Here is a 12,909-nt window from a genome sequence, read left to right as displayed (position 1 = left end):
ACTGCTGTCAACACCTCTTTTTCAACTTCCTTTGGCTTCGATGAACTGAAGCAACTTGCTGCCAGAAACTTCATAACTCATTGTTTACCAAGGAGTTTTCCGTTTCGACTGCGCCGGAAGTGGGGCGAATTATAGACAGATATAATTCGCCGTCAACTCTTAATTTTGCTTTTCTATCAATAAGTTAGCTTCGGTTAAAAAACAACCAACTCCCCACTGCGCCTCTATAAGGAAAAGCTCAAATAACACCCGCCTCCTTCAACGCAGCCACATGAGCAGCTCCCAGCCCCAGAACCCCCTGCAGCACCTCAAGCGTATGCTCCCCCAATAGAGGAGGCGCACTCCGGTACTCCACAGGCGTCTTGGATAGGCGTATCGGGCTCGCAACCTGAGGCACCACCCCCGCCAATGCGTGAGGTAACTCAACCGCCAAGCCACGCGCAATGACCTGAGGATCAGAAAACACCTGCGCCAGATCATTGATCGGCCCACACGGCACGCCCACTCGCTCCAGCTGCGACACCCACTCAGCGGTCGTCTTGAAGACCGTCGCCTGGCGAATCAAGGGAATCAGCTCCGCGCGATTAGCCACCCGCGCGCGATTGGTGGCGAAACGCACGTCATCCGCCCATTGTGGCTGCCCAGCGACTTCAGCGAATTTACGGAACTGCCCGTCATTGCCTACGGTGAGAATGAAATCTCCATCGGCAGTGGGGAAATCCTGATAGGGCACAATATTAGGGTGAGCGTTCCCCAAGCGCTTCGGCGGCGTCCCGGTGGTCAGGTAATTCATCGCCTGATTCGCCAGGCAAGCCACCTGCACATCCAGCAACGCCATGTCGATATGTTGCCCACCGCCATCGTGATCGCGATGCGCTAGCGCAGCCAGGATCGCCACGGTCGAATAAAGCCCGGTCAAGATATCGGTCAAGGCTACGCCAACCTTTACCGGTCCGGCGCCGTCATCCCCTTCAGGCCGCCCGGTCAGGCTCATGAGCCCGCCCAACCCCTGGATCATGAAATCGTACCCCGCGCGCATCGCATAGGGGCCCGTCTGACCAAACCCCGTGATGGAGCAGTAAATCAGCTCGGGGTTAACCTCTTTGAGGGATTCATAGTCCAGCCCATACGCCGCAAGACCACCCACCTTGAAGTTTTCTATGAGGATGTCCGACTTGGCAGCCAGGTCGCGCACCAGCTTCTGGCCTTCTGGTCGCGTAAAGTCGATGGTCACCGACTCTTTATTACGGTTGGCCGACAGATAATATGCTGCCTCACTGGTGTTCTCGCCATCCGCATCCTTAAGGAAGGGTGGCCCCCAAGCGCGCGTGTCATCGCCGCTGCCCGGCCTTTCGACCTTGATCACCTCGGCCCCAAGGTCTGCAAGAATCTGCCCGGACCAAGGGCCCGCGAGTACTCGCGACAAATCCAGCACTCGCAGATGCGAAAGCGCGCCCATGCCCATGCTCCTATTAATAGAACGCTTGAAGACCGGTTTGCGCGCGCCCCAGGATCAAGGCATGCACGTCATGGGTCCCCTCATAGGTGTTGACCACTTCCAGGTTCACCAGGTGGCGCGCCACCCCGAATTCGTCGGAGATGCCGTTGCCGCCGAGCATGTCTCGGGCCATGCGCGCGATGTCCAATGACTTGCCACACGAGTTACGCTTCATGATCGAAGTGATCTCAACCGCCGCCGTACCCTCATCCTTCATCCGCCCCAGGCGCAGGCAACCTTGCAGGGCCAAGGTAATCTCGGTCTGCATGTCGGCCAGCTTCTTCTGGATCAGTTGAGTAGCAGCCAACGGGCGACCAAACTGCTGGCGATCGAGCGTGTACTGGCGCGCGGTATGCCAGCAAAACTCAGCAGCCCCCAGCGCCCCCCAGGAAATCCCGTACCGTGCCGAGTTGAGGCAGGTAAACGGACCTTTCAAGCCACGTACATCCGGGAAGATATTTTCTTCCGGCACAAATACGTTATCCATAACGATTTCACCGGTGATGGAGGCCCGCAGACCCACCTTGCCGTGGATAGCCGGAGCGCTCAGACCTTTCCAGCCTTTTTCCAGGACAAAGCCACGGATGTCCCCAGCATCGTCTTTGCCCCACACCACAAACACATCCGCAATCGGACTGTTGGTAATCCACATCTTCGCGCCGGTCAGGCTGTAGCCGCCATCCACTTTGCGTGCACGAGTAATCATCGCACCTGGGTCGGAACCATGGTTGGGCTCGGTCAGCCCGAAGCAACCGATCCATTCACCAGAGGCCAGTTTGGGCAAGTACTTCTGTTTTTGCGCCTCGGTACCAAACTCATTGATCGGCACCATGACGAGGGAAGACTGCACACTCATCATCGAGCGATAGCCGGAGTCGACACGCTCGACCTCCCGAGCAATCAAACCGTAGCTGACGTAGTTCAAGCCACTACCACCGTACTGCTCGGGGATCATCGCCCCCAGCAAACCGGTCTCGCCCATCTCGCGGAAAATAGCAGGGTCTGTCTTTTCGTGGCGAAAGGCTTCGAGCACGCGGGGAGCCAGCTTGTCCTGAGCAAATTGCTCGGCGCTGTCACGCACCATGCGCTCTTCTTCGGTGAGCTGTTGATCCAGCAGCAGTGGATCGATCCAGTTGAAGCTTGCCTTGCCAGCCATGAATAAGTCCTCGCGGAAAAAATCAGAAGTCGTGGACCCAGACTAGGCGCGGTCAGCGCAGAGGGCAAACGAGGAATTCGCATAGGCTTGTGCTAATTTCTCACTTCGTAACACTCAAAAAGCCCATAAATGCGCTTTATCTGTGAGGACAACGTACATGCGCAGAAAAATTCCCAGTACCACCGCCCTTATCAGCTTTGAGGCAGCAGCCCGCCACGAGAGCTTCACCAAGGCAGCACTGGAGCTTTCCATCACCCAAGGCGCGATTTGCCGACAGATCGCCAGCCTGGAAGAGTTTTTGAGTGTCGAGTTGTTTCGCCGCTCACGCCGCGGAGTGAAGCTGACGGAGGCGGGGCTGTCTTATAGCCGCAGGGTTGCAACGCAGCTGGATGCCGTGGAGCGCGACACCTTGTCGGTGATGGGCCAGCAAGGCGCCAATGTGATCGAACTGGCGGTCGTGCCCACCTTCGGCACGCAGTGGCTGATCCCACGCCTGAAAGACTTTCAACATCAGCACCCGGAAGTCACGGTGAACCTGACGAACCGCACACGCCCCTTCCTGTTCGCCGATACCGAGTTCGATGCGGCGATCTACTTCGGAGATGCCGATTGGTCGGGTACGCAATCCCACAGGTTAATGGGCGAAAACCCAGTACCGGTATGCAGCCCGCGCTTACTCGGCGACCGCACGCACTTCACCCCTCAACAGATCGCCGAGCTGCCCCTGCTGCAGCAGACCACACGCCCCTACGCCTGGCGCCAATGGTTCAACGCCCAACAACTGAACATCCCTCGCGACATGACAGGCCCTCGATACGAGCTATTCTCGATGCTGTCCCAAGCAGCCATGCATGACATGGGCATCGCACTGATTCCTCCCTTCCTCATACAGCGGGAGCTGAAGGAGCAACAACTGGTAATCGCCAGCACCGAAGCACTGACCAGCGAAAAGGCTTATTACCTGATGATTCCTGACAAAAAGGTCGAATCCGCCTCTCTGCATGCATTCAGGGACTGGCTGCTCGATCAGTCAAGACGCTACGACCCATGTAAATAAAGGACAAAGCGCAATTACTGACTTTGTAGTCAGATAAATCCAGAGCCTACAGATGTACGTATATGTCGCATTTAAACAGACTGTACTTGTCAGCCAAAAATAAGGCTAAAAGCCATGTATCTCATGGCTCGCAGCGACTCTTACCGGCCAATGCACGACTATTCACACTGGCAATGGAAAAACGGACCGAAAACGCCTGAACGCCTTTAAAGACCTGTATTTAAAGAGGTTATTTCAGCTTGTTGCGACAATCAGTCACAGGGTGACTTGTAGTTAATTTTTCGTCACCCGTCATAATCCCTTGATGGCCGTAAAGTTCGCCTGCAAAATGCCGCGCCCCGCTGTCATTTCAGCGGGATCGTGCTGATCGGCCGCCCCAGTTGCGCCACTCGCGGTGCACTGGCCTTTTTACAAAAAGATCAAAAGCAAAAAGATCATGCAGGAGATTTGACGTGCACATTGGTGTTCCTCTCGAAACCCAGACCGGTGAAACGCGGGTGGCTGCCACCCCGGAAACCATCAAGAAGCTGATCGGCCAGGGCCATAAGGTCACTGTACAAAGCGGCGCAGGCATCAATGCCAGCATCGTCGACAGTGCCTATGAAACGGCAGGCGCCACCATTGGCAGTGCCAACGACGCGTTTGGCGCCGAGCTGATTCTCAAAGTGGTTGCCCCCAGCGACAGCGAACTTGCGCTGATCAAAAGTGGCACCGTGTTGGTGGGCATGCTCAATCCGTTCAGCAACGAAACCATCGCCAAGCTCGCCGAGCGCGGCATCACCGCCTTCGCCCTGGAAGCCGCGCCGCGCACTTCACGCGCTCAAAGCCTTGATGTGCTGTCTTCGCAAGCCAACATCGCCGGTTACAAGGCCGTGTTGCTGGCCGCTCATCACTACCCGCGCTTCATGCCGATGCTGATGACTGCTGCCGGCACTGTAAAAGCCGCGCGCGTGCTGGTCCTCGGCGCCGGTGTGGCAGGCCTGCAAGCCATCGCCACGGCCAAGCGCCTGGGCGCGGTGATCGAAGCGTCCGACGTACGCCCGGCGGTAAAGGAGCAGATCGAATCCCTGGGCGCCAAGTTTGTCGACGTCCCCTACGAAACCGATGAAGAGCGTGAATGCGCCGTCGGTGTCGGTGGCTACGCACGCCCGATGCCCACCAGTTGGATGCAACGCCAGGCCCTGGCCGTGCACGAACGCGCCAAACAGGCCGATATCGTCATCACCACCGCCCTGATCCCGGGCCGCAAGGCTCCGACCCTGCTCAGCGCCGATACCGTGGCGCAGATGAAACCCGGCTCGGTGGTCATCGACCTCGCTGCAGCCCAAGGTGGCAACTGCCCGCTGACCGTGGCCGACCAGGTAGTGGTGGAAAACGGCGTGATCATCTGCGGCCCGACCAACCTGGCGGGTGCTGTCGCCGCCGACGCCTCGGCCTTGTATGCGCGCAACCTGCTGGACTTCCTGAAGCTGGTCTTCACCAAGGAAGGGCAGTTTGAAATCAACCTCGAAGACGACATCGTCGCCGCGTGCCTGGTGTGCCGCGACGGCCAAGTCATCCGCAAAAACGCCTAAGCAGGGATTCAGACGATGGAAGAGCTTATCTCCCCCGGTATCTACAACCTGATCATCTTTGTGCTGGCGATTTATGTCGGTTATCACGTGGTCTGGAACGTAACACCCGCATTGCACACGCCGCTGATGGCCGTGACCAACGCCATTTCCGCGATTGTCATCGTCGGCGCCATGCTGGCTGCCGCGCTGACCGTTACCCCGCTGGGCAAGACTATGGGCACACTGGCCGTGGCCCTGGCGGCGGTGAATGTCTTCGGCGGCTTCCTGGTCACCCGCAGGATGCTTGAGATGTTCAAGAAGAAAGCCCCGAAAGTAAAAGAAGAGGCGCCCAAGTAATGAGCATGAATCTCGTGACGACGCTCTACCTGATCGCGTCGATCTGTTTCATCCAGGCCCTCAAAGGCCTCTCGCACCCGACCACTTCGCGGCGCGGCAACCTGTTCGGCATGCTCGGCATGGCGCTGGCGGTACTCACCACCGTCGGCCTCATCTATAAGCTGGGGGCTGAACTGGCGACTGCCGGTATCGGCTACGTCATCGTTGGCCTACTGGTTGGCGGTACCGCCGGCTCGATCATGGCCAAGCGTGTTGAAATGACCAAGATGCCAGAGCTGGTCGCGTTCATGCACAGCATGATCGGCTTGGCAGCGGTGTTCATCGCCATTGCCGCCGTGGTCGAGCCGCAGTCCCTGGGCATCGTCAAGCACTTGGGCGATTCGATACCGGCCGGTAATCGCCTGGAACTGTTCCTCGGTGCCGCTATCGGTGCAATCACCTTCTCCGGCTCGGTGATCGCATTCGGCAAGCTGTCGGGCAAGTACAAGTTCCGCCTGTTCCAGGGCGCACCGGTACAGTTCGGCGGCCAACACAAACTGAACCTGGTGCTCGGCCTCGCAACCCTGGGCCTGGGCCTGGCGTTCATGTTTACCGGCAACCTCACTGCGTTCGCGCTGATGCTGGCCTTGGCCTTTGTACTGGGTGTGCTGATCATCATCCCGATTGGCGGCGCCGACATGCCCGTGGTGGTGTCGATGCTCAACAGCTATTCCGGCTGGGCAGCGGCGGGCATCGGTTTCTCGCTGAACAACTCGATGCTGATCATCGCTGGTTCCCTGGTGGGCTCCAGCGGCGCGATCCTGTCGTACATCATGTGCAAGGCGATGAACCGCTCCTTCTTTAATGTGCTGTTGGGCGGTTTCGGCAATGCGCCGGATGCTGGCGCCGCGGCGGGCTCCAAAGAAGCACGCCCGGTGAAGTCCGGCTCCGCGGATGACGCCACCTTCCTGCTGACCAACGCGGATACCGTGATTATCGTCCCAGGCTACGGCCTTGCGGTCGCGCGGGCACAACACGCGCTCAAGGAGCTGACCGAGAAGCTGACCCACCGCGGCGTCACCGTGAAGTACGCGATCCACCCGGTGGCGGGCCGTATGCCGGGGCACATGAACGTATTGCTGGCCGAGGCCGAAGTGCCCTACGACCAGGTGTTCGAGATGGAAGACATCAACTCCGAGTTCGGCCAGGCCGACGTGGTGCTGGTGCTGGGCGCGAACGACGTGGTCAACCCGGCCGCCAAGAACGACCCGAACTCCCCCATCGCCGGCATGCCGATTCTCGAGGCGTTCAAGGCCAAGACCATCATCGTCAACAAGCGCTCGATGGCCAGCGGCTACGCCGGCCTGGATAACGAGTTGTTCTACCTGGACAAGACCATGATGGTCTTCGGTGATGCCAAAAAGGTCATCGAAGACATGGTCAAAGCCGTCGAATAACACTGCGCCAGCGCAATACCCGAAACCCTGGCCTCACGTAGGCTGGGGTTTTTTTATGGTTCCCGCGCTCTGCGTGGGAACGCATCCAGGGATGCTCTGCGTCCCGCTTTACACACACATGAAACCCGACCAAAGGCTCTAAATCGCGACCTGGCATTCGACCATGGTAGCGGGCCGAAACTTTTTGAAATCACTACACTGCCCACCTTGCTTTCCGTAGCCAGAGATAACAATTCATGTACCGTGATCGTATCCGCTTGCCTTCGTTGTTGAACAAGGTCATGAGCGCGGCAGACGCCGCTGCACTGATCGAGGACGGCATGACCGTCGGCATGAGCGGCTTCACCCGTGCCGGTGAAGCCAAGGCCGTCCCCCACGCCCTGGCCGAACGCGCCAAGACTTCGCCGCTCAAAATCACGCTGATGACCGGCGCGAGCCTGGGCAATGACCTGGACAAGCAGTTGACCGAAGCCGGCGTACTGTCACGACGCATGCCCTTTCAAGTCGACAGCACCCTGCGCAAGGCGATCAATGCCGGCGAGGTGATGTTTATCGACCAGCACCTGTCGGAAACCGTCGAGCAACTGCGCAACAATCAGCTCAAATTGCCCGACATCGCCGTGATCGAAGCCGTCGCGATCACTGAGCAAGGGCATATCGTGCCCACCACCTCCGTAGGCAACTCGGCCAGCTTCGCGATTTTTGCCAAACAGGTGATCGTCGAGATCAACCTGGCGCACAACCCGAACCTGGAAGGGCTGCACGACATCTACATCCCGACCTACCGGCCGACGCGCACGCCGATCCCGCTGGTGAAAGTCGACGACCGCATTGGCAGCACCGCGATTCCGATCCCGCCCGAGAAAATCGTCGCCATCGTCATCACCAACCAGGCGGACTCCGCCTCCACGGTAACGCCGCCTGACAGCGACACCCAAGGCATCGCCAATCACCTGATCAACTTCCTCAAGCAAGAAGTCGATGCCGGGCGCATGACCAACAAGCTCGGCCCGCTGCAAGCCGGCATCGGTAATATTGCCAACGCGGTGATGTGCGGGCTGATCGAATCGCCGTTCGAAGACCTGACCATGTACTCGGAAGTGTTGCAGGATTCGACCTTTGACCTGATCGATGCCGGCAAGCTGAGCTTTGCCTCCGGCAGTTCGATTACCTTGTCGGAGCGGCGTAATGCCGATGTGTTCGGCAACCTGGAGCACTACAAAGACAAATTGGTGCTGCGCCCGCAGGAAATTTCCAACCACCCTGAAGTGGTACGTCGCCTGGGCATCATCGGTATCAATACCGCGCTGGAATTCGATATCTACGGCAACGTCAACTCCACCCACGTCTGCGGTACGCGGATGATGAACGGCATCGGTGGTTCCGGCGATTTTGCACGCAATGCGCACCTGGCGATCTTCGTTACCAAGTCCATTGCCAAGGGCGGCGCGATTTCCAGCGTGGTACCGATGGTCAGCCATGTGGACCACACCGAGCATGACGTGGACATTCTCGTCACCGAAGTAGGCCTTGCCGATCTGCGGGGCCTGGCGCCACGGGAGCGCGCCCGGGTCATCATCGATAACTGCGTGCACCCAGCCTATCGCGATGCGCTCAACACGTACTTCGATGCTGCCTGCGCCATCGGCGGGCATACCCCGCACATCCTGCGCGAAGCACTGAGTTGGCACATTAATCTGGAAGAAACCGGGCACATGCTCAACGCTTGATGGATACAGATCCGGGCTGATGCAAATACAGTTTCATCAGCTCGGTGAACTCACTCGCACTTCTGGAAAAAACTGTACTGCTGTACTGGTCATTTCCTACCGAAATATCCCACGCCTCAGCTTAAAAACGCCTATTTCGCACCTTTTAAGTGCGCACAGGTACAGTTGCCCCAATTTCGTACCGTACAGCCCTCTTAAACAGTTAACTGGCCTCTCACAATACAGGTGAACTGTATCTAGAGAGTCTTGCCTCGGAAGAGGATCATTGGCATCAGTTAAACCACTACCTAATCCCGCCACAAGCGGAAGGATGTCATCATGGAACGTACACTCAGTTCCGAACTGTTCTTCGAAGAAAAAGCTGTAAACACCCAGGCTTCCCTGCCTTTGCGCGTTCTCGCCAACCTGATGTTGTGGCAGCGCCGCATCTCCAGCCGCCACCAACTGGCTCGCCTGGATTCGCGTCTGCTGGCTGACGCCGGTATCAGCGAAGCTCAACGCTACGAAGAGCTGAGCAAGCCGTTCTGGCGCTAAGTGGCGCCCGCTGGCCCTGACCTAACGGGTCCACTGCCAGCACCCTGATTTGTCAAAGCAAAGCCCGCCCCGGGTAACCGGAGGCGGGCTTTGTTGTATCTGTGATTGCACATTGAAATGCGCTCAATCCAAGCACACAGGTACAGTTTAAAATTATTAAAATATGACAGGTACAGTTTAATTGCAGGCTTCCGAATAGCCCGGCACACGCCTAATATCCGTTCACCACGTGGCGAACCCTGTAGAGCGTGCGTCTGATGCTCGACAGTCCCAGTCCGTTTCATTGTGGCCGTTTCGCGCCACCTTATTATTCGTCTACAGGAGTTACCCCATGTCCCGTCTTCGCCTGCTGTGCACTGCCGCTGTGCTGACCCTGGCTGCCAATGCCAACGCGAGCAGCTTGATCATGACGACCGACTCGATCGTCGGCGCTCTGAAGGCAACCTCCGATGCCACGTCTGATGCCACCTCATCCCTGCGCGACAACAAGGTCGTACAAGCGGCCCGTGACGACGCCGCCAGCTTTGTCGCCAGCGAAGGCGCCATCCGTGGCGTGAAACTGGAAAGCGCCCTGGCCCAGATCCGCCAACAAGCGCCGCAATTGAATACCGCTACCGATGCACAGCTGGCACAGGCCATCCTGGCTATCTGATCCACGGCAACCAGACGGGAGCGCCCGCCGCTCCCGCATGGCTCGACGCTGGCTCTCGCCCGGCCGTTGCGCTAGCCTTGGCGCTCGCTTTCAGTTGTCGAGTCCCATGGCTTTTTCATACCGTTTATTGAGTGTTCCTGTTCTGTGTTGCGCCTGCTGGTCACCCATGGCTTCAGCGTTGGATGTGTCCACCCAGAGCACTGTTGTCAGCGTGTATGCCACCAGCAAAGTGACCTCTGCGCCGTTCGACAATAAGTTGGTCATGGCCGCTCGGGATGATGCTGCCGCTTTCGTTGCCACTGACGGCCAATGGCGGGGCGCACGCCTGGAGTCCGCGCTGGATTATCTGCGTCGCACCCAGCCAAAACTTCATGCAAGCGACCTTGAACTGGCGCAAGCAATTCTCGTCCAATAATCATCGTTGTATTTCTATCTTTGTCATTGGAGTCACCCCATGCGTAGCCCGCTGATCGTCGCCGCCCTCGGCCTGCTGTTTTTGGCCGATGTCGCCCAGGCGCAAACCTTGAAGGCCACCAGCAACATCGTCGTGCGTGCCTCGGCGCGCACCATTGATTTCACCTCGGACACCACCACCTCCATCCGCGACTCCAAGATCGTGCGCGAAGCCCACGATGACGCCGCCAGTTTCGTCGCAACGAATGGCGAGATCCGTGGCGCCCAGCTGGAAGCCGCGTTCGATACCCTTCGCACCCGCGTGCCAGAAGCCCGTGATGCCAGCGACCAGACCCTCGCCGAAGCTATCCTCGCTCTGTGAGGCGCCTCAAAACCTGGCTCCTGGCCGGGGCCGTGCTGCTGTGTGCAAGTACAGCCCAGGCCAGCCTGCAACTGCGGCTCAAGACCGAAGGCTTGAGCCCAGCCGAACAGCAGGCCAGCCAGGCATTGCTCGATGAAGCACTGCGTTCCTTGCCGCCGAGCTTTATCGAGCAGTTGGACCGACGTATCGATGTCGGCTGGACCGACAAGATGCCTGAAAACGCCTATGGCCAGGCATCCCTGGTGTCCGAGCTGGACCTCAACCAGAACCTGCTCGCCAGCCTGACTGACGGCCGCGCCGCCACCCTGAAAACCAATCGCCCCCACGGTACCGTGCGCCAGGAAATGCTCGCCACCGTGCTGCATGAACTGACCCACATCTATGACCGTGCGCGCCTATGGTCCAAGGACGAGCGCACGCTGATCCAGCGCTGCAGCCGTCAGAACAGCATCACCGGCTTGATCGGCTTGCCCGACCAGTGCCGTGGCCAGAACGGCCGCCGCTTTACCCTCAGTGACGACCCGCGCCTACTGGATCTCGCCGGCTGGCCACAATATGTCGGTCGCCGCGGAGAGCGTGAGCAGCACAACCATCAGGTGGTACGCAGCCCGGACATCTACGAAACCACCAGCCCGCTGGAGTTCGTAGCGGTCAACATGGAGTACTTCCTCCTGGACCCCAGCTATGCTTGTCGCCGCCCCGCGCTGTTCCGTTATTACAAGGACCACTTCGGCTGGGTCCCGCCCGAACAGGACACCTGCGCCAGTACCTACGCCTTCCTGAACGCGGGCAACGATTTCGCCAAAACGCCCCTGGGCCAGATCGATCCGGAGCGCGTGTATGAAATCGACTATCTGCTGGCCGAAGCCAACCAGAACCTGGTGAGCCGTTGGGGCCATAGCATGTTGCGCCTGGTGATTTGTGCCCCGGGCCGCCCGCGTGGCCCGGATTGCCGGCTAGATCTGGACCGGCACCTGGTCTTGTCTTACCGCGCCTTCGTCGGTGACGTACAGCTGTCGAGCTGGGATGGCCTGGTGGGCAAATACCCGTCGCGGCTGTTCGTACTGCCGCTGGCCCAGGTCATTGATGAGTACACCAAGACCGAACTGCGTGGCCTGGCATCGGTGCCGCTGAAGCTCAGCCGCCAGGAAATCAACGACACCGTCGAACATGCGGCGCAGATGCACTGGAGCTATGACGGCAGCTACTTCTTTATCTCCAACAATTGTGCGGTCGAAAGCCTGAAACTGTTGCGCAGCGGCAGCGCCAACCCGCAATTGACTGGCCTGGACAACATCACCCCCAACGGTTTGCTGGAAGTGCTCAGCGCCCGCGGCCTGGCCGATACCAGCGTATTGAATGACAAGCGCGAGGCACTGCGGCTGGGGTATCACTTCGACTCGTTCCGCGAGCGTTACCAAGCCATGTTCGATGTGTTGCGCAAGCAACTGCCGATCAAGCAGACCCAGGTCGAAGACTGGTTGTCCCTGGACGCGCAAGCGCGTCGCCAATGGTTTGCCCAGGCCGACCTGCGTACCAGCGCCGCGCTGTTGCTGCTGGAGCAGGCCAGCTATCGCAAACAACTGATGCTCGCCCAGGATGAGGTCAAACAACGCTATCTCAATGCCCGCGAGCTGAAATACGGCGGCATGGAGAAAGCCAACAACACGCTGCAGCAAATTCTCGCCAACAGCGGCTTCCTCAGCCGCCCGGCCGAGTTGCTGGACAGTGGGGGTTATGGCCTGCCGCAACCTTCGGAAGCCAAGCGCCTTGAATCAGAAAGCGCCGAACGCCAGAAGCAGTTGCAGTCGTTGACCGGCGAGCTGGATAAGGAGGTGAGGGCGCTGCTCGACCCATCCCGCGCAGCCGAGATTGCCGCTTGTGAAGCCAACCTCAAGCAGGTGGGTGAGCATTTGCGAGCCTTGCACAAAGCCGCCGGCGGCCTGGAGCTACCCTGATAGTCTGGCAGCGACCATTCCCAAATGTGGGAGCTGGCTTGCCTGCGATGACGGTGTCAAAGCCATAAGAGATGTTGGCTGACACACCGCTATCGCAGGCAAGCCGGCTCCCACAGTTTTATCTGCATAAACCCCAAGCCCGCGTGTCAGCTGTTTTCTCAGCGAAAGCTGGCTGAAAGCTTCCCCGTCTAGGATCGCCTCCA

Annotated in this window: 12 protein-coding genes; 10 read left to right on the top strand and 2 right to left on the bottom strand. The window is 58.8% G+C overall.

The annotated features are described in order from the left end of the window. Positions 1-238 precede the first annotated feature (238 nt). Both ODQ19_RS04695 and ODQ19_RS04690 read right to left on the bottom strand, forming a co-directional pair. Positions 239-1,459, bottom strand: a complete 1,221-nt coding sequence (locus tag ODQ19_RS04695; RefSeq protein ID WP_116668108.1) for a CaiB/BaiF CoA transferase family protein — start codon at positions 1,457-1,459, stop codon at positions 239-241. Positions 1,460-1,472: 13 nt separating this feature from the next. Further along, on the bottom strand, positions 1,473-2,654 hold the full coding sequence (locus ODQ19_RS04690) for an acyl-CoA dehydrogenase (RefSeq protein ID WP_003187423.1): 1,182 nt from the start codon (positions 2,652-2,654) through the stop codon (positions 1,473-1,475). A 157-nt stretch (positions 2,655-2,811) separates the two neighbouring features. On the opposite strand from ODQ19_RS04690, the gene ODQ19_RS04685 reads away from it, so the two are divergent. The 10 genes from ODQ19_RS04685 to ODQ19_RS04640 all read left to right on the top strand — a co-directional run bounded on the left by ODQ19_RS04685 (position 2,812) and on the right by ODQ19_RS04640 (position 12,706). Next, the gene (locus ODQ19_RS04685; protein WP_330209432.1) at positions 2,812-3,711 is read left to right on the top strand and encodes a LysR family transcriptional regulator; all 900 of its coding nucleotides are present in this window, start codon (positions 2,812-2,814) and stop codon (positions 3,709-3,711) included. A gap of 452 nt (positions 3,712-4,163) precedes the next feature. Continuing rightward, positions 4,164-5,285, top strand: coding sequence for a Re/Si-specific NAD(P)(+) transhydrogenase subunit alpha (locus ODQ19_RS04680; protein ID WP_116668110.1), 1,122 nt, complete (start codon positions 4,164-4,166; stop codon positions 5,283-5,285). Between the two features lie 15 nt (positions 5,286-5,300). Continuing rightward, positions 5,301-5,621 carry an NAD(P) transhydrogenase subunit alpha gene (locus tag ODQ19_RS04675; protein ID WP_003187417.1) on the top strand — a complete coding sequence of 107 codons (321 nt, stop codon included), beginning with the start codon at positions 5,301-5,303 and terminating at the stop codon, positions 5,619-5,621. Then, positions 5,621-7,057, top strand: a complete 1,437-nt coding sequence (locus ODQ19_RS04670; protein WP_057701769.1) for an NAD(P)(+) transhydrogenase (Re/Si-specific) subunit beta — start codon at positions 5,621-5,623, stop codon at positions 7,055-7,057. Before ODQ19_RS04675 ends, ODQ19_RS04670 begins: the two co-directional genes overlap by 1 nt. Positions 7,058-7,293: 236 nt before the next feature. Further along, complete coding sequence (locus ODQ19_RS04665; RefSeq protein WP_116668112.1) at positions 7,294-8,787, top strand: acetyl-CoA hydrolase/transferase family protein; 1,494 nt, start codon at positions 7,294-7,296, stop codon at positions 8,785-8,787. A gap of 318 nt (positions 8,788-9,105) precedes the next feature. Beyond that, a complete protein-coding gene (locus ODQ19_RS04660; RefSeq protein ID WP_003187413.1) occupies positions 9,106-9,321 on the top strand; it encodes a DUF1127 domain-containing protein in 216 nt (71 codons plus the stop codon). 331 nt (positions 9,322-9,652) lie between these two features. Beyond that, positions 9,653-9,973, top strand: a complete 321-nt coding sequence (locus ODQ19_RS04655; protein ID WP_034136006.1) for a DUF2388 domain-containing protein — start codon at positions 9,653-9,655, stop codon at positions 9,971-9,973. Positions 9,974-10,079: 106 nt separating this feature from the next. Next, the gene (locus ODQ19_RS04650; RefSeq protein WP_116668114.1) at positions 10,080-10,388 is read left to right on the top strand and encodes a DUF2388 domain-containing protein; all 309 of its coding nucleotides are present in this window, start codon (positions 10,080-10,082) and stop codon (positions 10,386-10,388) included. Positions 10,389-10,427: 39 nt separating this feature from the next. Next, the gene (locus tag ODQ19_RS04645; protein ID WP_003187408.1) at positions 10,428-10,748 is read left to right on the top strand and encodes a DUF2388 domain-containing protein; all 321 of its coding nucleotides are present in this window, start codon (positions 10,428-10,430) and stop codon (positions 10,746-10,748) included. After that, positions 10,745-12,706 carry a DUF7844 domain-containing protein gene (locus tag ODQ19_RS04640; RefSeq protein ID WP_330209431.1) on the top strand — a complete coding sequence of 654 codons (1,962 nt, stop codon included), beginning with the start codon at positions 10,745-10,747 and terminating at the stop codon, positions 12,704-12,706. The genes ODQ19_RS04645 and ODQ19_RS04640 overlap by 4 nt, the downstream gene beginning before the upstream one ends. Positions 12,707-12,909 lie beyond the last annotated feature (203 nt).

This window comes from Pseudomonas sp. AM4(2022) (genome assembly GCF_036346515.1).
Taxonomy (GTDB): domain Bacteria; phylum Pseudomonadota; class Gammaproteobacteria; order Pseudomonadales; family Pseudomonadaceae; genus Aquipseudomonas; species Aquipseudomonas paracarnis.
Note: the sequence above shows the minus strand (reverse complement) of the source record. Positions and strands in the feature narration are given on the sequence as shown.